18 protein-coding genes are annotated in these 20,188 nt (G+C 63.7%); 8 read left to right on the top strand and 10 right to left on the bottom strand.

Going from position 1 to position 20,188, the window contains the following annotated elements; translation table 11 throughout:
* Positions 1-32: 32 nt before the first annotated feature.
* The 8 genes from J2Y63_RS31005 to J2Y63_RS31040 all read right to left on the bottom strand — a co-directional run bounded on the left by J2Y63_RS31005 (position 33) and on the right by J2Y63_RS31040 (position 8,634).
* Positions 33-1,754 carry an ABC transporter substrate-binding protein gene (locus J2Y63_RS31005; protein WP_256121281.1) on the bottom strand — a complete coding sequence of 574 codons (1,722 nt, stop codon included), beginning with the start codon at positions 1,752-1,754 and terminating at the stop codon, positions 33-35.
* A 79-nt stretch (positions 1,755-1,833) separates the two neighbouring features.
* Entirely contained in the window at positions 1,834-2,253 is a 420-nt protein-coding gene (locus J2Y63_RS31010; RefSeq protein WP_435269172.1) for a DUF2160 domain-containing protein, read from the bottom strand.
* Positions 2,254-2,266: 13 nt separating this feature from the next.
* Positions 2,267-3,148 (bottom strand): carbohydrate ABC transporter permease, encoded by an 882-nt coding sequence (locus J2Y63_RS31015; protein ID WP_435269173.1) that lies wholly within the window; start codon positions 3,146-3,148, stop codon positions 2,267-2,269.
* An 11-nt stretch (positions 3,149-3,159) separates the two neighbouring features.
* On the bottom strand, positions 3,160-4,026 hold the full coding sequence (locus J2Y63_RS31020; RefSeq protein WP_319324703.1) for a carbohydrate ABC transporter permease: 867 nt from the start codon (positions 4,024-4,026) through the stop codon (positions 3,160-3,162).
* A 2-nt stretch (positions 4,027-4,028) separates the two neighbouring features.
* Positions 4,029-5,099 (bottom strand): ABC transporter ATP-binding protein, encoded by a 1,071-nt coding sequence (locus tag J2Y63_RS31025; protein ID WP_435269174.1) that lies wholly within the window; start codon positions 5,097-5,099, stop codon positions 4,029-4,031.
* A gap of 10 nt (positions 5,100-5,109) precedes the next feature.
* Entirely contained in the window at positions 5,110-6,192 is a 1,083-nt protein-coding gene (locus J2Y63_RS31030; RefSeq protein ID WP_435269175.1) for an ABC transporter ATP-binding protein, read from the bottom strand.
* A gap of 39 nt (positions 6,193-6,231) precedes the next feature.
* On the bottom strand, positions 6,232-7,749 hold the full coding sequence (gene glpD / locus J2Y63_RS31035) for a glycerol-3-phosphate dehydrogenase (RefSeq protein ID WP_435269176.1): 1,518 nt from the start codon (positions 7,747-7,749) through the stop codon (positions 6,232-6,234).
* A 114-nt stretch (positions 7,750-7,863) separates the two neighbouring features.
* Positions 7,864-8,634, bottom strand: coding sequence for a DeoR/GlpR family DNA-binding transcription regulator (locus tag J2Y63_RS31040; RefSeq protein ID WP_435269177.1), 771 nt, complete (start codon positions 8,632-8,634; stop codon positions 7,864-7,866).
* A 141-nt stretch (positions 8,635-8,775) separates the two neighbouring features.
* Here J2Y63_RS31040 and J2Y63_RS31045 point away from each other — a divergent pair, with 141 nt between their 5' ends.
* Complete coding sequence (locus J2Y63_RS31045; RefSeq protein ID WP_256121289.1) at positions 8,776-9,546, top strand: SDR family NAD(P)-dependent oxidoreductase; 771 nt, start codon at positions 8,776-8,778, stop codon at positions 9,544-9,546.
* Here the strand turns inward: J2Y63_RS31045 and acuI are convergent.
* Positions 9,543-10,538: an acrylyl-CoA reductase (NADPH) gene (acuI, locus tag J2Y63_RS31050; protein ID WP_435269178.1), complete on the bottom strand. Its 996-nt coding sequence runs from the start codon at positions 10,536-10,538 to the stop codon at positions 9,543-9,545. The two genes, J2Y63_RS31045 and acuI, sit on opposite strands and share 4 nt — an antisense overlap.
* Positions 10,539-10,639: 101 nt before the next feature.
* Between acuI and J2Y63_RS31055 the strand changes: the two genes are divergently transcribed.
* The 7 genes from J2Y63_RS31055 to J2Y63_RS31085 all read left to right on the top strand — a co-directional run bounded on the left by J2Y63_RS31055 (position 10,640) and on the right by J2Y63_RS31085 (position 18,022).
* Positions 10,640-11,533, top strand: a complete 894-nt coding sequence (locus J2Y63_RS31055) for a LysR family transcriptional regulator (protein ID WP_256121291.1) — start codon at positions 10,640-10,642, stop codon at positions 11,531-11,533.
* Positions 11,534-11,718: 185 nt separating this feature from the next.
* Positions 11,719-12,198, top strand: a complete 480-nt coding sequence (locus tag J2Y63_RS31060; RefSeq protein ID WP_435269179.1) for a formate dehydrogenase subunit gamma — start codon at positions 11,719-11,721, stop codon at positions 12,196-12,198.
* Positions 12,195-13,751: a formate dehydrogenase beta subunit gene (locus J2Y63_RS31065; protein WP_435269180.1), complete on the top strand. Its 1,557-nt coding sequence runs from the start codon at positions 12,195-12,197 to the stop codon at positions 13,749-13,751. Before J2Y63_RS31060 ends, J2Y63_RS31065 begins: the two co-directional genes overlap by 4 nt.
* A complete protein-coding gene (locus tag J2Y63_RS31070) occupies positions 13,748-13,963 on the top strand; it encodes a DUF4287 domain-containing protein (RefSeq protein ID WP_435269181.1) in 216 nt (71 codons plus the stop codon). Before J2Y63_RS31065 ends, J2Y63_RS31070 begins: the two co-directional genes overlap by 4 nt.
* 58 nt (positions 13,964-14,021) lie before the next feature.
* The gene (fdhF, locus tag J2Y63_RS31075; protein WP_435269182.1) at positions 14,022-16,901 is read left to right on the top strand and encodes a formate dehydrogenase subunit alpha; all 2,880 of its coding nucleotides are present in this window, start codon (positions 14,022-14,024) and stop codon (positions 16,899-16,901) included.
* An 8-nt stretch (positions 16,902-16,909) separates the two neighbouring features.
* On the top strand, positions 16,910-17,743 hold the full coding sequence (fdhD, locus tag J2Y63_RS31080; protein ID WP_435269183.1) for a formate dehydrogenase accessory sulfurtransferase FdhD: 834 nt from the start codon (positions 16,910-16,912) through the stop codon (positions 17,741-17,743).
* Positions 17,744-17,752: 9 nt separating this feature from the next.
* Entirely contained in the window at positions 17,753-18,022 is a 270-nt protein-coding gene (locus J2Y63_RS31085) for a formate dehydrogenase subunit delta (RefSeq protein ID WP_256121297.1), read from the top strand.
* 68 nt (positions 18,023-18,090) lie between these two features.
* On the opposite strand, the gene J2Y63_RS31090 is transcribed toward J2Y63_RS31085, so the two are convergent.
* Complete coding sequence (locus J2Y63_RS31090; protein ID WP_435269184.1) at positions 18,091-19,857, bottom strand: methyl-accepting chemotaxis protein; 1,767 nt, start codon at positions 19,855-19,857, stop codon at positions 18,091-18,093.
* Positions 19,858-20,188 lie beyond the last annotated feature (331 nt).

The raw sequence follows: 20,188 nt of genomic DNA on the forward strand, positions 1-20,188 counted from the left end.
CGGGCGGAAAAACCGCCCGCTACCGTTTTGTCTTATTTCTGCCAGCTCTTGACGAGTTCGTCATAGTTGACGGTCAGCGGCTTTTCCTTCTCGTTCTCGATCTTGAGCTGCGGAGCAATGTTGCCCTTTTCGACGGCATCCTTGTTCCAGTAGGCAAGATCGTGCTCTTCGGCGAGCTTCGGGCCGATATCGCCTTGGACGCCGGCGCGCTCGAGGCGTTCCAGCACCTTTTCCTGCTCGGCGCACAGCGAATCCATCGCTTCCTGCGCGGTCTTGGCACCCGACGACGCATCGCCGATCGCCTGCCACCACAACTGGGCCAGCTTCGGATAGTCCGGGATGTTCGTACCGGTCGGCGACCACTGCACGCGGGCCGGCGAACGGTAGAACTCGATCAGACCACCGAGCTTCGGTGCGCGTTCCGTAAACGACTTGTGGGCGATCGAGGATTCGCGGATGAGCGTCAGGCCGGTATGGCTCTTCTTGACGTCAACCGTCTTGGAGACGACGAACTGCGCATAGAGCCATGCGGCCTTGGCGCGGTCGTCCGGCGTGGACTTCAGAAGCGTCCAGGAGCCCACGTCCTGGTAACCGAGCTTCATGCCGTCCTTCCAGTAGACGCCGTGCGGGCTCGGAGCAAAACGCCACTTCGGCGTACCGTCCGCGTTCACGACCGGCAGGCCGTCCTTCACGAAGTCGGCGGTGAACGCCGTATAGGTGAACATCTGCTGGGCGACTTCGCCCTGCGACGGGACGGGGCCGGATTCCGAGAAGGTCATGCCCTGGGCGGAGGCCGGTGCATAGGCCTTCAGCCAGTCGAGATACTTCTGGATGGCGTAGACGGAAGCCGGGCCGTTGGTGTCGCCGCCGCGCGCAACGCACGAGCCGACCGGACGCGAGTTCTCGTCGACCTTGATGCCCCATTCGTCGACCGGAAGACCGTTCGGCAGGCCCTTGTCGCCGTTGCCGGCCATCGAGAGCCAGGCGTCGGTGAAGCGCCAGCCGAGCGACGGGTCCTTCTTGCCGTAGTCCATGTGGCCATAGACCTTCTTGCCGTCGATCTCGCGGCCGGTGAAGAACTCGGCAATGTCTTCGTAAGCCGACCAGTTGACCGGAACGCCGAGGTCGTAGCCGTACTTCGCCTTGAAGTCCGCCTGGTTCTTCGCGTCGTTGAACCAGTCGTAGCGGAACCAGTAGAGGTTCGCGAACTGCTGGTCGGGCAGCTGGTAGAGGTCGCCGTCCGGAGCCGTCGTGAACTTCAGGCCGATGAAGTCGTTAAGGTCGAGGTTCGGGTTGGTGACGTCCTTGCCTTCGTTGGCCATCCACTTGGTGAGCGAACGGGCCTGCTGGTAGCGCCAGTGCGTGCCGATCAGGTCGGAGTCGTTGACATAGGCGTCATAGACGTTTTCGCCCGACTGCATCTGGGTCTGCAGCTTTTCGACGACGTCGCCCTCGCCGATCAGGTCGTGGGTGATCTTGATGCCGGTGATCGCGGTGAAGGCCGGTGCAAGAACCTTCGATTCGTATTCATGCGTGGTGATCGTTTCGGAGACGACCTTGATTTCCATGCCGGCGAACGGCTTAGCGGCGTCGATGAACCACTGCATTTCCGCTTCCTGGCCAGCGCGGTCGAGCGAGGACAAATCGCCGATTTCCGCGTCCAGGAACTTCTTGGCAGCATCCATGTCCGCGAATGCGGAGCCGGTGAACGCCAGCAGCATGACTGCCGTCGTCGTCAGAAGTTGCTTTCGCATATTGATCCTCCCTTAGGGTTTTGCGATTGCATGCGTTGAAGGCCCCATAATTCTCCCCGGGGCCTCCCTTCCCGATTGCCTAGACGAAGCGGAACACGCCGATGGCGTAGACCACGGACAAGGCAAGAGCCCACCACAGGTTGGCGCCGACGAGGCCCAACCATGCGAGATGAATGAACGCGGAGCCGAGCAGCGACACGAACAGCCGGTCGCCGCGCGTCGTCTCGAAGCGCAGGATGCCGACCCGCGGATTGCCGCCGGGGCGGGCATATTCCCAGACGGCCATCAGCGCGATCAGCGTGAAGATCGTCAGGAAGAACATGGCGGTCGGAAACGACCAGGCCATCCAGCCGCCGGTGATCAGCGGCGCGAAGAAGTCGCGCTCGCCGTCCTTGACCGGAAGCCCCATGAACAGTGCTCCGGCGATAACGACGTAGAGGACGAGCACGGCGACGAGCGCCACGGGCCAGCGATTGTTGCGGTTTACGACAGCGGCCATCAGCCCCTCCCCCTCAGACCCGGCCAAGGGCAAAGCCCTTGGCGATGTAATTGCGGACGAAATAGATCACGAGCGCGCCGGGGATGATGGTGAGCACGCCCGCCGCCGCCAGCACGCCCCAGTCCATGCCGGACGCCGAGACCGTGCGCGTCATCGTTGCGGCGATCGGCTTGGCGTCCGTCGTCGTCAGCGTGCGGGCGATCAGAAGCTCGACCCAGGAGAACATAAAGCAGAAGAAGGCGGCGACACCGATGCCGGAGGCGATCAGCGGCACGAAGATCTTGGCGAAGAATTTCGGGAACGAGTAACCGTCGATATAGGCCGTCTCGTCGATTTCCTTCGGCACGCCCGACATGAAGCCTTCGAGGATCCAGACGGCGAGCGGCACGTTGAACAGGCAGTGCGCGATGGCGACGGCGATATGCGTGTCGATCAGGCCGAAGGCCGAATAGAGCTGGAAGAACGGCAGCGCGAAAACGGCCGGCGGCGCCATGCGATTGGTGAGCAGCCAGAAGAACAGGTGCTTGTCGCCGAGGAACCGGTAGCGCGAGAAGGCATAGGCCGCCGGCAGCGCCACGGACACCGAGATCAGCGTGTTCAGCACCACGTAGATGATCGAGTTGATATAGCCGGAATACCAGGCCGGATCGGTGAAGATCACGGTGTAGTTGCGAAGCGTCGGATTGACAGGCCAGAGCGAGAAGGCGCCGGTGATCTCCGCATTCGTCTTGAAGCTCATGTTGACGAGCCAGTAGATCGGCAGCATCAGGAAGACGATATAGAGCGTCGGCACGAGCCAGGAGAGGCTGCGCTTGCTGTTCGCGCCGGCCTTCACGCCGGTACGGGCCGCCGCGCTGGTCTGGATCGGGTTTGCAGTGGTTGCCTGTGAGGTCATGGTTTCCTCCCTCACGCCTGTTCGTCGCTGCTGGTCATGACCGTGTAGAAGATCCATGACAGCAGGAGGATGATCAGGAAGTAGATGATGGACATTGCCGCGGCCGGGCCGAGGTCGAACTGGCCGATCGCCATCTTGACGAGGTCGATCGACAGGAAGGTCGTCGAGTTGCCGGGGCCGCCGCCGGTGACGACGAAGGGCTCCGTATAGATCATGAAACTATCCATGAAGCGCAGCAGGAAGGCGATCAAAAGAACGCGCTTCATCTTCGGCAGCTGGATGTAGCGGAACACCGCCCAGCGCGAGGCGCCGTCGATCTTGGCCGCCTGGTAATAGGCCTCCGGGATCGACACGAGACCGGCATAGCAGAGCAGCACGACAAGGCTCGTCCAGTGCCAGACGTCCATGACGATCAGCGTCAGCCAGGCATCGAAGACGTTGTTGACGTAGTTGTAGCTGATGCCGAGCGCATCCAGCGTGCGGCCGAGGAGGCCGATATCGACGCGGCCGAAGACCTGCCAGATCGTGCCGACCACGTTCCACGGAATGAGCAGCGGCAGCGCCATCAGCACGAGGCAGACCGGCACGCCGAGCCCCTTCTTCGGCATGTTGAGCGCGATCAGGATGCCAAGCGGGATTTCGATCGCCAGGATAATGCCGGAAAACAGCAGGTTGCGCCCGAGCGCCTGCCAGAAACGATCGGATTCCAGCACGTCGGAGAACCAGCCGACGCCGTTCCAGAAGAACTGGTTGTTGCCGAACGTGTCCTGGACCGAATAGTTCACCACCGTCATCAGCGGGATCACCGCCGAGAAGGCGACGAGCAGCAGGACGGGCAGGACCATGAACCAGGCCTTGTTGTTCCAGGTCTTGTTCATCGTCAGCCCTCCCTGCCGATACGCCAGGAATCGGCGTAGATGTTGATGGCGGCCGGATCGAAGGTCACCCGCGGATCGGCGGGGATTTCCCCATCTTCCGGCACGACGATGGCGATCGGCTTGCCGGCGAATTCGGCGCGCACGATCTTCTGCCGGCCGATATCCTCGACCTTGCTGATCGAGACCGGCATGCCGTCGCGCGAAAGCGAGATGAATTCCGGGCGGATGCCGAGTTCGGTCTTCGCACCGACAGCGATCTGCGGCTTGTAGTCAAGCGTAAGCGTTTGCTCACCAATCTTGATGCTGCTGCCGTCGATGGAGGCCGGCAGCACATTCATGCCCGGCGAACCGATGAAATAGCCGACAAAGGTATGGCTCGGCTTCTCGAAAAGCTCGGCCGGCGTGCCGATCTGCACGATCTGGCCGTCATACATGACGACGACCTTGTCGGCGAAGGTCAGCGCCTCGGTCTGGTCGTGCGTGACATAGACCATGGTGAAACCGAACTGGCGGTGCAGCTTCTTCAACTGCGAGCGCAGCACCCATTTCATGTGCGGGTCGATGACGGTCAGCGGCTCGTCGAACAGGATGGCGTTGACGTCGTTGCGCACGAGGCCGCGGCCGAGCGAAATCTTCTGCTTCTGGTCTGCGGTCAAACCGCGCGCCGTCTTCTTCGCCCAATCCGAGAGATCGATCATTTCCAGGATTTCGCGCACGCGGCGGTCGACTTCCGGCTCGGCCACGCCGCGGTTGCGCAGCGGGAAGGCGAGATTGTCGTAGACCGTCATCGTGTCGTAGATCACCGGGAACTGGAAGACCTGCGCGATGTTGCGCTGCTGGGTCGACAGGTTCGTCACATCGTTGCCGTCGAACAGGATGCGGCCTTCGGACGGCTGCAGCAGGCCGGAAATGATGTTGAGCAGCGTGGTCTTGCCGCAGCCGGAGGGGCCCAGCAGCGCATAGGCGCCGCCGTCGTTCCACTCGTGGTGGACTTCCTTCAGCGAATAATCCGCTTCCGACTTCGGCTTTTCGCCGTAGGCGTGGCGGATGTGATCGAGGGTGATGCGTGCCATGGTTTCCTCCTCAGGCCGCCGCGGCCGCGGGCTCCGCGATCGCCCTGCCGTCCGTGCCGAAGGCCATCAGGTGGCGCGTGTCGACATGGACGGTGATGATCGCGTCCGGCTCGATGTCGTGGATGCCCGGCGAGAGCATGACCCAATGGCTGCCCTCGAACTGGATGTAGATGAAGCTCTCCGACCCGGCGATTTCCGAGATCGCGGTGCGCGCCTGGAGGCTCGCCGAGGCCGCATTCTGGCTGGAAAGCGAGAGGTGATGCGGATGGAAGGCGATCGTGCAGGGGCCGTCCGGCAACCCGGCAAGATGCGCCGGAACCGGCAGCACCGGCTTGCCGCCGACCTCGAAACTGCCGCCGTTCTTCAGCACCTGCATCGTGTTGAGCGGCGGATCGGCGAAGGTGCGGGCGGTGACGAGGTCGCGCGGCCGGCGATAGACATCGATCGTGCGACCGAACTGGGTGATGCTGCCTTGGGACAGCGTCGCCGTGTTGCCGCCGAGCAGCAGCGCTTCGGACGGTTCCGTCGTCGCATAGACGAAGATCGCGCCGGAGGCGGCAAAGATCTTCGGCAGTTCGAGGCGCAGTTCCTCGCGCAGCTTGTAGTCGAGGTTGGCGAGCGGCTCGTCGAGCAGCACGAGGCGGGCATTCTTGACGATGGCGCGGGCGAGCGCCGTGCGCTGCTGCTGGCCGCCGGAGAGATTGAGCGGCGTGCGGTCGAGATAGGGCGTCAGCTTCAGGAGCTCGGCGGCCTTCCTCACTTCGCGGTCGATCGTCGCCTTGTCCGCGCCCTTGATGCGCATCGGCGAGGCGATATTCTCGTAGACGGTCAGCGCGGGGTAATTGATGAACTGCTGGTAGACCATGGCGACGCCGCGATCCTGCACGCGCACGCCCGTCACGTCCTTGCCGTCGAACCAGACGGAACCGGCGGTCGGCTTGTCGAGGCCGGCCATCAGCCGCATCAGCGAGGTCTTGCCGGACAAAGTCGGGCCGAGCAGCACATTGAGCGAGCCGCGCTCGAGCACGAGGTTCGTCGGGTGGATATGCGTCTCCGCCCCCGACACCTTCGCGATGTTTCTGAGTTCAAGCATTCCTATCTCCGTCGTTCCTCCCAGCCACCGGATCAGGCGCTAGTGCGGGGCCGCCTCCGCGGCCGTCATATAGTCTTCCAGCGCAGCCGTTTCGTCGACTGTCAGATGCAATCCTCGTTTGGTCCGCCGCCACAGCACGTCCTCGGCATGCCGGGCCCATTCTTCCTTCATCAGCCAGCGCACTTCGCGTTCGTAGAGGTCGCTGCCGAAATGCCGTCCAAGATCGTCGATCGTCTTCACGCCCTCCAGCATGGCCGCGGCGCGCGTGCCGTAAAGCCGGACCAGACGCCGCGCGTGCACGCTGGCAAGAAAGGGAAAGCGCGATGAAAGCGCCTTCACCTCGGCATCGAAACCATCGACCTTGAAGTCTCCGCCCGGCAGCCGCGATTGGGCCGTCCAGCGGTCGCCCTTCACGCCGATCGCTTCCCCGATCTTCTCCAGCGCCGATTCGGCAAGACGCCGGTAGGTAGTGAGCTTGCCGCCAAAGATGTTGAGCAGCGGCGCCACGCCCTCGCCGCCCTCGACCTTCAGGACATAGTCGCGCGTCGCTTCCTGTGCCTTGCTGGCGCCGTCGTCGAAAAGCGGGCGCACGCCGGAATAGGTCCAGACGATGTCGTCACGCGTCACCGGCTCGGAAAAATATTCGCTTGCCGATTGGCAAAGATAGCCGATTTCCGCGTCGCTGATGCGAACATCTCGGGGATCGCCCTGATAGTCCCGGTCGGTCGTCCCGATCAGCGTGAACTCTTCCTGGTAGGGAATGGCGAAAATGATACGCCCGTCCGGGTTCTGGAAGAAGTATGCGCGCGGATCGGCGAATTTCTTCCTCACGACGATGTGACTGCCCTGGACGAGGCGGACATTGTGCACGTCGTTGCGGCCGAAGGACGAGGCGAGCACCTTGTCAACCCACGGCCCCGCCGCGTTGACCAGCATGCGGGCGCGAAAAATCTCGCGCGCACCGGTGTCGACATTCTCGGTCTCGACGTTCCAGTGGCCGTTTTCGCGGCGCGCGGTGACGACCTTGGTGCCGGTGCGGATATCGGCGCCGCGATTGGCGGCGTCGCGGGCGTTGAGCACGACGAGGCGCGCATCGTCCACCCAACCGTCGGAATATTCGAAAGCCTTGCGAAACAGCTTCTTGAGCGGGCCGCCGGCTGGATCCTTCGCAAGGTCCAGCGTGCGGGTCGCCGGCAGCAGCTTGCGGCCGCCGATATAGTCATAGAGAAACAGGCCGAGACGGATGAGCCAGGCCGGGCGCGGTCCGCCCGTCTGGAACGGCAGCACGAAGCGCATCGGCCAGATGACGTGTGGCGCCATGGCCCAGAGCACTTCGCGCTCCATCAGCGCTTCCCGCACCAGGCGAAATTCGTAATGTTCGAGATAGCGCAGGCCGCCATGGATGAGCTTGGTGGAAGCCGAGGAGGTGCCGGAGGCAAAATCCTTCATCTCGGCCAGCACCACCGAATAACCACGGCCCGCCGCATCACGCGCAATGCCGCAGCCGTTGATGCCGCCACCGATGACAAAAATATCGCGGATCACGTCGCCGTCCAAAGTCCCCTCCCATTTCGCATCGCACAAATTTTGCGCAGTTGCGAAAGCCAGTGGAGTTAAAACGAAAACATTCCGAATGTCAAACGAATGCAACACAAATGCGTTCGGGCAGCATCAACCCGGCGCGGACGTCTCGATCAGCCGCACGTCATGCTCCTGGCAAATGCCGCGAATGCCCTCGAAAGGACAGCTGTCGGTGATGAACGTATGGACCTGCGAGAGGTGGCCGATGCGCACCGGCGCGGTCCTTTCGAATTTCGTCGAATCCGAAACCAGGATGACATGGCGGGAATTGGCCATGATCGCCTGCGCCACCTTCACCTCGCGATAATCGAAGTCGAGCAGCGCGCCGTCCTCGTCGATCGCCGAGACGCCGATCACCGCATAGTCCACCTTGAACTGCCGGATGAAATCGACCGCTGCCTCGCCGACGATGCCGCCATCCGCACCCCGCACCACGCCGCCGGCAATCACCACCTCGATCGAGGGGTACACCCGCAAGCGATTGGCAACATTGATGTTATTGGTGATAACCATCAGCTCTTTGTGTTCGAGCAGCGCCTCGCCGACGGCTTCCGTCGTCGTGCCGATATTGATGAAGAGCGAGGAATTGTCGGGGATCATCGCGGCGGCGGCGCGGCCGATCGCCTGCTTTTCCGGGGCGGCAATCGAACGCCGCGCCTCGTATCTCACATTCTCGTTGCCGCTCGGAAACAGCGCGCCGCCATGGATGCGCGTCAAGGCCTTGCTGTCGCACAGATCGTTCAGGTCCTTGCGGATGGTCTGCGGCGTGACGGAGAATCGCGCCGCGAGATCCTCCACCAGCACCCGGCCCTGGGTTTTTGCGAGATCCAGAATCTCCGTCTGGCGCCCCGTCAGAAACATGAGCCCCTCCCTTGCTTTCGTTTGTTTTCATAATATGCAAAAACGAAAGCACATCAATTGATCCGTTCCGCCTTCTTGGAGCATGCCCTTATTTTTGTGATACTGGCAAACGGTTGAGCGGCGATAAGCGGAGGAGAACCCATGTTTCATCCAGCCTTGTTCAAGGGCGCAAATGTCGTCGTGACCGGCGCGGGGCGCGGCATCGGGTTGGAGATCGCCCGGCAGTTCCTCGATTGCGGCGCCCATGTGCTGCTGCATGGCGGACGCGCCGCGTCTGGCCCGCTGCCCGATTTCCTGGAGGCCGCGGTCGGTGAAGCCCGCGCCCATATCGTCTATGGCGACTTTCTGGAGGAAGGCGGCATCGGCGCGATCCTGCAGCGGGTGGACAGCCTGTTCCCGCATGTCGACGTGCTCATCAACAATGCCGGCACCATGGTCGGCCGTTTCCCGGCCGCGGACCTGACCGACGAGCAATATGAAACCGTCGTGCGCCTCAACCAGACGTCCGTCGTCGAGGTGACGCGCGCGCTGCTACGGGCGTTGCGCCGTGCGCCGCATGCCGCGATCGTCAACACGGTGTCGATCTCGGCGCTGACCGGCGGCAGTCCCGGCTCGGCGATCTATTCGGCGACCAAGGCCTTCGTCTCGACCTATTCCAAGGGCCTCGCGCGGGAACTGGCGCCCGACGGCATCCGCGTCAATTGCGTCTCGCCCGGCACGATCACCACGGATTTCCATTCCCGCTATTCATCCGCAGACAAGCTGGAGGCGACGCGCAAGACCATCCCCTTGCAGCGCCTCGGCACGGCGGAGGACTGCGCCCCCGCCTATCTCTTCCTCGCCTCGAATGCACTCTCCGGCTATATTACCGGCCAGGTGCTGGAGGTGAACGGCGGCCAGCTTATCTGCTAGGCATTAACGTCGACGACGACACGGCCCTTCACCTTGCCTTCCAGAATCTGATTGGCGAGGTCCGGCAGGTCGGAGAGCCGATGCTCGACGATCATGGCCTCCAGCTTGTCCATCGGCAGGTCGCTGGCGATGCGGTTCCAGGCGTCGACGCGCTGGTCGTAGGGCCGCATGACCGAATCGATGCCGAGCAGGCTGACGCCACGCAGCAGGAACGGGATGACGGTAAAGGACGGCACGGCAGCGCCGGCGGCAAGGCCGACCGAGGCGACGGCGCCGTCATATTTCATCTGCTTGAGCACGCGCCCCAGCATGTCGCCGCCGACCGCATCGATGGCGCCGGCCCAGCGCTCCGATTCGAGCGGCTTGCTGTTCGCCTCCGCAAGCTCGGCCCGGTCGACGATGGTTTCCGCGCCGAGGCTCTTCAGATAATCGGCGGTTTTCGGCCGGCCCGTCACGGCCGCGACCGAATAGCCGAGCCTGGCCAGCAGCGCGACGGCAACCGAGCCGACGCCGCCGGCAGCACCGGTCACCAGCACTTCCCCCTTCAGCGGCGAAAGCCCGGCCTCTTCCAGCGCGATAACGGACAGCATGGAGGTGAGCCCGGCCGTGCCGATCGCCATGGCCTGCCGCGTCGAGAGCTCTTCCGGCAGCGGCACCAGCCAGTCGGCCTTCACCTTGGCGCGTGTCGCATAACCGCCCCACCACATCTCGCCGACGCGCCAGCCGGTCAGCACCACCCGGTCGCCCGGCCGATAGCGCGGATCATCCGAGGCCTCGACCGTGCCGGCGAAATCGACGCCCGGCACATGCGGGAAGGTGCGCACCAGCCCGCCCTTGCCGTTGATGCACAGCCCGTCCTTGTAGTTGAGCGTCGAATATTCGACGGCGACCGTGACGTCGCCATCCGGAAGCCGCGAATCGTCCAGCTCCTGGATCGACGCGGAAACCGCGCCGTCGCCGGCCTTCTCGACTAACAGTGCTTGGAACGTCATGGCTTTCTCCTCGTGATCGCTTGCCTCGTCCCAGATATAGGGCGCGGGGCATTGGTGCCGCCACTGTTCTTTTGTATCAAGGGGAAGGAGGCCGGTTGCCGATGATAGACAAGCTCGAATATTTCATCGCGCTCGCCCGCGAAAAACATTTTGCGCGGGCGGCGGAAGAGCTCGGCATTTCGCAGCCGACGCTTTCGGCAGCGGTGCGCCAGCTGGAAGACCAGCTCGGCGTGATGCTCGTCGTGCGCGGCTCGCGCTTCCAGGGCCTGACACCGGAGGGCCAGCGGGTGCTCGAATGGGCGCGCCGCATCGTCGGCGACACCCGCACGATGCGCGAGGAAATGCGCGCCGCGCGAAAAGGCCTTTCCGGCCATATCCGCCTTGCCGCCATCCCCACCACGCTCGCCATGGTGCCGCGCATCACAGCGCCCTTCCAGGAAAAGCACCCGGACGTCACCTTCTCGATCCTGTCAACGACCTCGATCAAGATCCTCGGCCTGCTGGAGAACCTAGAGATCGACGCCGGCCTGACCTATCTCGAAAACGAGCCGCTCGGCCGCGTCACCAGCGTGCCGCTGCTGCACGAACATTACTGCCTCGTCACCGCCAAGGGCACCGCCTTCGCCGATCGCGAAACCGTGACCTGGCAGGACGCCGGCAGCGTTAGGCTTTGTCTATTGACCGCAGACATGCAGAACCGCCGCATCATCAACCGGCACTTCGCCGAAGCCGGCGTGACGGTCGAGCCCTCGCTGGAGGCCAACTCGATGATCGTGCTGTTCTCCCATGTGCGCACGGGACGCTGGGCCAGCATCATGCCAAGAAATGTTGCAAAATCATTTGGATTTCCTGAGGAAATAAGTATAGTTTCGCTTGTGGATCCCGAGCCGCACCATACGGTCGGCCTGGTCGCCACCCATCGCGAGCCCTTTACGCCGCTCGTCTCCGCCCTGCTGCACGAAGCGCGCGTGCTTGCCGAAAAAGGGATCGATTGATAGGAATTTTCTATCGATCAACGGCTTTGCTTTATTGACCCGCCGTCTCCCGACTGAGAAGCTGTAGGGATTATGCCGCGCAGATCGACAGGGTTCCGGTCTTCGCCGAACAGTTTCAATGGTATCGGCGCGCTGGAACCCCTGATTTCGTAGCGGTTCATTCGTGTCGGTTGGGAGGCCTGACCATGAATGTGCACGTGACCGGCAACGATGTAGGCGCGAGAACGCTGGCGATCGTCCGCGAATTGAAGGGGCTCGAAGGGCCGCTTCTGCCCATCCTGCACGAAATCCAGGCCGAGTTCGGCTATGTGCCGCAGGAAAGCCTGCCGGTTATCGCCGAGCAGTTGAACCTGTCGCGCGCCGAGGTGCACGGCGTCGTCACCTTCTACCACGACTACCGAGACCACCCGACGGGGCGCCATGTGCTGAAGCTCTGTCGCGCCGAGGCGTGTCAGTCGATGGGCGGGGACGAGATCGCCGAGCGCGTGAAATCGCTGCTCGGCATCGATTTTCACCAGACGACGCTGGACGGCGCGGTGACGCTGGAGCCCGTCTACTGTCTCGGGCTCTGTTCCTGCGCACCGGCCGCGATGTTCGACGGCGCGGTGCATGGACGGGTCGACGCCGAACTTGCAAAAGAACTCGTCGCGGAGGCACGCCGATGACCGTTCGCATCTACGTTCCCCGCGATGCCGCAGCCCTTGCGCTTGGCGCCGACCGCGTCGCCAAGGCACTTTCCCGCGAGGCGGAGACCCGCAAGCTCGACATCACGATCGTGCGCAACGGCTCGCGCGGCATGCATTGGCTGGAGCCGCTGGTCGAGGTCGAGACGGCGCAAGGCCGCATCGCCTATGGCCCGGTCAAACCGTCCGACATCGCCTCCCTGCTGGATGCCGGGCTCATCGAGGGCAAGGCGCACCCGCTCTGTCTTGGCGGAACGGAAGAGATTCCGTTCCTGAAGAACCAGACCCGCCTCACCTTCGCCCGCTGCGGCGTCATCGATCCCGTTTCGCTGGACCACTACAAGGCCCATGGCGGCCTGAAGGGTCTCGAAAACGCCATCGCAATGGCTCCCGCCGATGTCGTCAAGCAGGTCACCGACAGTGGTCTTCGCGGCCGCGGCGGCGCGGGTTTTCCGACCGGCATCAAGTGGAAGACCGTGCTGGATGCGCCCGGCGACAGAAAATACATCGTCTGCAACGCCGACGAAGGCGACAGCGGCACCTTCGCCGACCGCATGATCATGGAAGGCGACCCCTTCGTGCTGATCGAGGGCATGGCGATCGCCGGCCTTGCGACCGGCGCCACCAAGGGCTTCGTCTATATCCGCTCGGAATATCCGCAGGCGATCGATGCCATGAACGAGGCGGTCACCGTGGCGCGCGCCGCCGGCGTGCTCGGCCCCTCCGTGCTCGGCTCGGGAAAAGCCTTCGACATGGAAATCCGCGTCGGCGCGGGCGCCTATGTCTGCGGCGAGGAAACCGCGCTGCTCAACAGCCTGGAAGGCAAGCGCGGCATCGTGCGCGCCAAGCCGCCGCTGCCGGCATTGCAGGGTTTCATGGGCCGCCCGACGGTCGTCAACAACGTCATCTCGCTCGCCTCCGTGCCGATCATCATGGACAAGGGCGCTGATTTCTACCGCGATTTCGGCATGGGCCGCTCGCGCGGCACGATCCCGCTCCAGATCGCCGGCAACGTCAAGCACGGCGGCCTTTACGAGACCGCCTTCGGCCTGACGCTCGGCGAGATCATCGACGTCATCGGCGGTGGCACGGCCACCGGCCGTCCGGTACGCGCCGTGCAGGTCGGCGGCCCGCTCGGCGCCTATTTCCCGCGCGCGCTGTTCGATACGCCCTTCGACTACGAGGCCTTCGCCGCCAAGGACGGCCTCATCGGCCACGCCGGCATCACCGTCTTCGACGACACGGTCGACATGCTGAAGCAGGCCCGCTTCGCCATGGAGTTCTGCGCGGTCGAAAGCTGCGGCAAGTGCACGCCCTGTCGCATCGGCTCGACGCGCGGCGTCGAGACGGCCGATCGGATCGCCCAGGGCATCGAGCCGGAAAAGAACCGCGAACTGCTTGCCGACCTCTGCAACACGATGAAGTTCGGCTCGCTCTGCGCCCTCGGCGGCTTCACGCCCTATCCGGTGCTCAGCGCCATGAACCATTTCCCAGAGGACTTTTCGCCGGCACCGATGGTGGAGGCGGCGGAATGAGCGAGACGGAAAAGGTCAAAGGCCCGGCCTCCTACTTTCCCTCGATCGAGAAGAAATACGGCCAGCCGATCGAACATTGGAAGACCATCATCCGCGCGCAGGATGGCAAGGCGCATATGCAGATCGTGGCGCTCCTGAAGGAAACGCACGGTCTGGGCCACGGCCATGCCAACGCGCTTGTTGCGGCGACGCTCGCCGATACGAAGTCCTAGAACAGAACCAAGTCGCCCGGGCACCGCCCGCGGCGCAAAAATTGATCCGGAGGTTCCCATGTCCCTCGTTCCCGAAATCGACTACGGCACGCCCGCCTCCCGCGCGGAAAAGATGGTGACGCTCACCATCGACGGGAACGAGATCACCGTGCCCGAGGGCACCTCCATCATGCGCGCCTCCATGGAGGCCGGCATCCAGGTGCCGAAACTCTGCGCTACCGACATGGTGGACGCCTTCGGCTCCTGCCGCCTCTGTCTGGTCGAGATCGAGGGCCGCAACGGCACGCCCGCATCCTGCACGACGCCGGTGGCGCCGGGCCTCGTGGTCCATACCCAGACGAGCCGGCTGAAGACCATCCGCAAGGGCGTGATGGAGCTCTACATTTCCGACCACCCGCTCGACTGTCTCACCTGTGCGGCAAACGGCGACTGCGAATTGCAGGACATGGCCGGCGCCGTCGGCTTGCGCGACGTGCGCTACGGCTATGAGGGCGACAACCATGTCAAGGTGCGCAGCAACGGTGAGACGAACGCCCGCTGGATGCCGAAGGACGAATCGAACCCCTATTTCACCTATGACCCATCGAAATGCATCGTCTGTTCGCGCTGCGTGCGCGCCTGCGAAGAGGTGCAGGGCACCTTCGCGCTGACGATCGAAGGCCGCGGTTTCGACAGCCGCGTTTCGCCCGGCATGCACGAGCATTTCATCGATTCGGAATGCGTCTCCTGCGGCGCCTGCGTGCAGGCCTGCCCGACGGCAACGCTCACCGAAAAATCGGTCATCGCCATCGGCCAGCCGGAACATTCCCTCGTCACGACTTGCGCCTATTGCGGCGTCGGCTGCTCCTTCAAGGCGGAAATGCGCGGCGAAGAGCTGGTGCGCATGGTGCCCTGGAAGGACGGCCAGGCCAACCGCGGCCATTCCTGCGTCAAGGGCCGCTTCGCTTATGGCTATTCGACCCACCGCGACCGCATCCTCAACCCGATGGTCCGCGAGAAGATTTCGGACCCGTGGCGCGAAGTGACCTGGGAAGAGGCCTATGCCCATGTCGCCGCCGAATTCCGCCGCATCCAGTACCAGTATGGCCGTGATTCGATCGGCGGCATTACCTCGTCGCGCTGTACGAACGAAGAGACCTATCTGGTCCAGAAACTGATACGCGCCGGCTTTGGCAACAACAATGTCGATACCTGCGCCCGCGTCTGCCATTCGCCGACCGGCTACGGCCTCGGCCAGGCCTTCGGCACCTCCGCCGGCACGCAGAATTTCGATTCGGTCGAGCACACCGATGTCGTCATCGTCATCGGCGCCAACCCGACGGACGGCCACCCGGTCTTCGCCTCGCGCCTCAAGAAGCGCTTGCGCCAGGGCGCCAAGCTGATCGTCATCGATCCGCGCCGCACCGAGCTCGTCTCCTCGCCGCATATCAAGGCATCCCATCACCTGCCGCTGAAACCCGGCACCAACGTCGCCGTCGTCACCGCACTCGCCCATGTCATCGTGACGGAAGGCCTCTACGACGAAAAATTCATCCGCGAGCGCTGCGACTGGTCGGAATTCGAGGACTGGGCGTCCTTCGTCGCCGAACCGCGCCACAGCCCGGAGGCGATCGAGCCCTTCAGCGGCGTGCCGGCGGAAGAGCTGCGCGGCGCCGCCCGGCTCTTTGCCACCGGCGGCAACGGTTCGATCTATTACGGCCTCGGCGTCACCGAGCACAGCCAGGGCTCGACGACCGTCATGGCCATCGCCAACCTCGCCATGGCGACCGGCAATATCGGCCGCCCCGGCGTCGGCGTGAACCCGCTGCGTGGCCAGAACAACGTGCAGGGCTCCTGCGACATGGGCTCCTTCCCGCACGAACTGCCGGGCTACCGCCACATCTCGGACGATGCGACCCGCGACATCTTCGAAAAGCTCTGGGGCGTGAAGCTCAACAACGAGCCGGGCCTGCGCATCCCCAACATGCTGGACGCCGCCGTCGAGGGCACGTTCAAGGGCATCTACATCCAGGGCGAGGACATCCTCCAGTCCGACCCGGACACCAAGCATGTCTCGGCTGGCCTCGCCGCCATGGAATGCGTCGTCGTGCAGGATCTCTTCCTCAACGAGACGGCCAACTACGCCCACGTCTTCCTGCCGGGCTCGACCTTCCTGGAAAAGGACGGCACCTTCACCAATGCCGAGCGCCGCATCAACCGCGTGCGCCGCGTCATGACGCCGAAGAACGGCTATGCGGACTGGGAGGTCACCCAGAACCTCGCCCAGGCGATGGGCCTCAACTGGAACTACACCCATCCGTCCGAGATCATGGACGAGATTGCGGCGACGACGCCGAGCTTCGCGCTCGTCTCCTACGACTATCTCGAAAAGGTCGGCTCGGTGCAGTGGCCCTGCAACGAGAAGAACCCGCAGGGCTCGCCGATCATGCACATCAACGGCTTCGTGCGCGGCAAAGGTAAGTTCATACGCACGGAATATGTCGCGACGGACGAAAAGACCGGCCCGCGCTTCCCGCTGCTTCTCACCACCGGCCGCATCCTCAGCCAGTACAATGTCGGCGCCCAGACGCGGCGCACGGAAAACGTCGTCTGGCACGAGGAGGACCGGCTGGAAATCCATCCGCACGACGCGGAAAACCGCGGTATCCGCGACGGCGACTGGGTGCGCCTTGCCAGCCGCGCCGGCGAGACGACGCTGCGCGCGCTCGTCACCGACCGCGTGGCGCCGGGCGTCGTCTACACGACCTTCCACCACCCGACGACGCAGGCGAACGTCATCACCACCGATTTCTCGGACTGGGCGACCAATTGTCCGGAGTATAAGGTGACGGCCGTGCAAATCTCGCCGTCGAACGGTCCGTCCGACTGGCAGATCGAATATGACGAGCTCGCCCGCCAGTCGCGCCGGATCAGCGGCAAGCTGGAGGCAGCAGAATAGGATCGCGCGTGCCGGACTTTTCCACGTCGACCAAGGTTCCGGAGACCGCCCGCCGCAACGGGCGGCTCGCGCCGGGTGACCGCTTCGTGCCGGAGGAAACCCCGGTCGCCTTCTCCTATGCCGGCTCGACCCATGCCGTGATGATGGCGAGCCCGGCCGATCTGGAAGATTTCGCCATCGGCTTCAGCCTGACGGAAGGCATCATCAGCGATCCCTCCGAGATCGAGACCATCGAGGTGGTGGCGGAAGACAAGGGCATTGACGTGCAGGTGCAGCTGGCCGATCCGCAGAACGACGCGCTGACCGCCCGCCGCCGCCACATGGCCGGCCCTGTGGGCTGTGGCCTGTGCGGCATCGAATCGATCGAGCAGGCCGTGCGCGTGACGCCCTCCGTGCGTTCGTCGACGCTTACGCTCACCGAAGACGAGGTGGCGGACGCCGTTCGTCTGCTAAACGGCCAGCAGCCGTTGCATATGGTGACGCGCGCCGTGCATGGCGCAGGTTTCTACGTGCCGGGCACCGGCCTCATCGCAGTGCGCGAAGATGTCGGCCGGCACAATGCACTCGACAAGCTTGTTGGCGCCGCGCGCCGCGCCGGGCATGTGGGCAGCGCCGGTGCCGTCGTCGTGACGAGCCGCGTTTCCGTCGAGATGGTGCAGAAGACGGCGATCATCGGCAGCCCCTTCATCATCGCTATTTCCGCACCCACCGCGCTCGCCATCCGCACGGCGGAGGATGCCGGGATGACGCTGATCGCGCTGGTGCGCGGCGAGGAATTCGAGATTTTCACCGGTGCGGAGCGCATCGTGTCCGGCGCGGAACGGCGCCTGGGCAACGGTTAGGAGCCAAACATGTCGGAAGGCAGCAAAATCCCGAGAATGGCGAACCAGATCGCCACCTTCTTCCACTCGCAGCCCGCAAGCGAGGGGCCGAACGGTGTGGCGACCCACATCAACAAGTTCTGGGAGCCCCGCATGCGCCGGCAGCTTTTCGATATCGTCGACAATCACGGCGGCGAAGGGCTGGACAGCCTCGTCCTGCAAGCCGTGCCGCTGATCCACCGTCCGCCGCCGGCCGAAGTGCCGCCGGCGCGCGAAAACAGCGCGCCACCCGCACCCTGAGACCACCCCCCGTGAAACGCCAACGGCCGGCATTGCTGCCGGCCGTTTTTTCATGCCGCGATGCGCGCTTAGAACTCTTCCCAGTTCTCCGCTGCCTGCGCCGAGGAGCCACGCGGCGCCCGCAGGGTGCGCGCCACGGCATGAAGCTGCGATACGGGTGCCGGCGACGGCGCCCGCTGGGCCGGCTGGGCATTGCCGGCAAGCTTGAAGCGGCGGATGAGGGTGTGCAGCGCGTCTGCCTCGCGCGCCATGGCGTGGCTCGCCGCCGTGCTTTCTTCCACCATCGCCGCATTCTGCTGCGTCGCCTGATCCATGGAATTGACCGACTGGTTGATCTCGCGAAGCCCGGTGGATTGTTCGCGCGAGGCCTCGACGATCGCCGCCACGTTGGAGTGGACATCCTGCACCTGGCCGAGGATTTCCTGCAAGGCGCGCCCGGTCTCGTCGACCAGTGCCACGCCGCTCTTCACCTGCTCGCCGGAAGTGGTGATCAGCGCCTTGATGTCCTTGGCGGCACTGGCCGAGCGCTGCGCGAGTTCGCGCACTTCCTGCGCCACGACGGCAAAACCCTTGCCTGCCTCGCCCGCCCGCGCCGCTTCCACGCCGGCATTGAGCGCCAGGAGGTTGGTCTGGAAGGCGATATCGTCGATGACGCCGATGATGTTGGAGATTTCGCGGGAGGACTGCTCGATCTGCCCCATCGCCCCGATCGCCTTCTTGACGACCTCGCCGGATTTTTCAGCACCCGACCGGGTCCTGGCGACGAGCGTCCCGGCCTCGTCGGCCCGGCGGCTCGAATCGGCGACCGTCGTGGTGATTTCATCAAGCGCCGCGGCGGTTTCCTCCACGGAGGCCGCCTGCTGCTCGGTGCGCCTGGCGAGGTCGTCCGCGGCCGAGCGAATCTCCTGCGCACCCGAGGCAATGGCGTTGGCGTTGGTCTCGACCGTGCGCATCGCGTCATGCAGGCCGGCGACCGCTTCGTTGAAATCCTTGCGCACCGCTTCCATCGAGGGAACGAAGGCCTTGGTGAGATTTTGCGTCAGGTCGCCATCCGCCAGCGCCTTCAGCGCGCCGCCGAGCATATTGATCGCCGACATGCGTTCGGTCACGTCGGTGGCGAACTTGACGACCTTGTAGACCCGGCCGGTGAGGTCGCGGATCGGATTATAGGCCGCCTGGATCCAGATTTCCCGCCCACCCTTGCCGTAGCGCACGAATTCGTTGGAGATGAACTGCCCGTCGGCGAGGTTCTTCCAGAAGTCCGCATAGGCCTGCGTCTGCACATAGGCGGGATCACAGAACATGCGGTGATGCTTGCCGCGGATTTCCGAAAGATCGTAGCCGAGCCCGGCGCAGAAATTCTCGTTGGCATAGAGGATTTCGCCGGTCGGCGTGAATTCGATGACGGCCTGCGAGCGCGAGATCGCGTCCAGCTTGCTGGCATCCTCCGAGGCGCGCATCTTCGCCTCGGTGATGTCGGTGGCGAACTTGACGACCTTGTAGGGTTTGCCGCGGCGCAGGATCGGATTGTACGAGGCCTGGATCCAGATCTCGCTGCCATCCTTGCGCAGGCGCTTGTAGCTGCTCGAATCATATTCGCCGCGTCCGAGCCGCGCCCAGAACTGGCGGTACTCCTCGCTCGCCGCATAACCGGCTTCGCAGAAGATGCGGTGGTGCTTGCCGACGATGTCCTTCAGGTCATAACCGAGCGCCCGGCAGAAATTCTCGTTGGCGGACAGAATAGTGCCGGTGAGATCGAACTGGATCACAGCCTGCGAACGCGACAGCGCGTCGAATATTTGGCCCGCATCCATGGACTTCGCGAATGAAAGCATGACCTGTCCCTCTGTGCGATCGTCAAGACTTGCCGGATGGCGCGTGTCGATCGTCGGTTGTTGACGTTCCTGCACGGAGCACCTTGGCGACCGTGCATGATCTGCGGTGAATACATCTTCGCGGGAGGCGTCATGCCGGACCGAAGAAATGTTCCTCTACAATCAAAGATGGCGAAACAGACTTAAGATTTGATGAAAATCGAGCGGCGACTTTTTGGATCTGTTATATAACAATAACTTACAGATAGTCGCGAAAACGAGGTATTCACGTTACGTCAGGCAAGCGACTACCTGACGATTCTCGAATTCACTCGAAAGTTGCGTTTTTAAG

The organism is Shinella sp. BE166, from assembly GCF_051201095.1.
GTDB lineage: Bacteria > Pseudomonadota > Alphaproteobacteria > Rhizobiales > Rhizobiaceae > Shinella > Shinella lacus.

Coding starts and splice junctions, on each gene's coding strand:
- fdhF (WP_435269182.1), top strand. CDS start 14,022: ATGTCCCTCGTTCCCGAAATCGACTACGGCACGCCCGCCTCCCGCGCG.
- J2Y63_RS31015 (WP_435269173.1), bottom strand. CDS start 3,148: ATGACCTCACAGGCAACCACTGCAAACCCGATCCAGACCAGCGCGGCG.
- J2Y63_RS31085 (WP_256121297.1), top strand. CDS start 17,753: ATGTCGGAAGGCAGCAAAATCCCGAGAATGGCGAACCAGATCGCCACC.
- J2Y63_RS31055 (WP_256121291.1), top strand. CDS start 10,640: ATGATAGACAAGCTCGAATATTTCATCGCGCTCGCCCGCGAAAAACAT.
- J2Y63_RS31045 (WP_256121289.1), top strand. CDS start 8,776: ATGTTTCATCCAGCCTTGTTCAAGGGCGCAAATGTCGTCGTGACCGGC.
- J2Y63_RS31040 (WP_435269177.1), bottom strand. CDS start 8,634: ATGTTTCTGACGGGGCGCCAGACGGAGATTCTGGATCTCGCAAAAACC.
- J2Y63_RS31005 (WP_256121281.1), bottom strand. CDS start 1,754: ATGCGAAAGCAACTTCTGACGACGACGGCAGTCATGCTGCTGGCGTTC.
- J2Y63_RS31030 (WP_435269175.1), bottom strand. CDS start 6,192: ATGCTTGAACTCAGAAACATCGCGAAGGTGTCGGGGGCGGAGACGCAT.
- J2Y63_RS31060 (WP_435269179.1), top strand. CDS start 11,719: ATGAATGTGCACGTGACCGGCAACGATGTAGGCGCGAGAACGCTGGCG.
- J2Y63_RS31010 (WP_435269172.1), bottom strand. CDS start 2,253: ATGGCCGCTGTCGTAAACCGCAACAATCGCTGGCCCGTGGCGCTCGTC.
- J2Y63_RS31070 (WP_435269181.1), top strand. CDS start 13,748: ATGAGCGAGACGGAAAAGGTCAAAGGCCCGGCCTCCTACTTTCCCTCG.
- J2Y63_RS31025 (WP_435269174.1), bottom strand. CDS start 5,099: ATGGCACGCATCACCCTCGATCACATCCGCCACGCCTACGGCGAAAAG.
- acuI (WP_435269178.1), bottom strand. CDS start 10,538: ATGACGTTCCAAGCACTGTTAGTCGAGAAGGCCGGCGACGGCGCGGTT.
- J2Y63_RS31090 (WP_435269184.1), bottom strand. CDS start 19,857: ATGCTTTCATTCGCGAAGTCCATGGATGCGGGCCAAATATTCGACGCG.
- J2Y63_RS31020 (WP_319324703.1), bottom strand. CDS start 4,026: ATGAACAAGACCTGGAACAACAAGGCCTGGTTCATGGTCCTGCCCGTC.
- J2Y63_RS31065 (WP_435269180.1), top strand. CDS start 12,195: ATGACCGTTCGCATCTACGTTCCCCGCGATGCCGCAGCCCTTGCGCTT.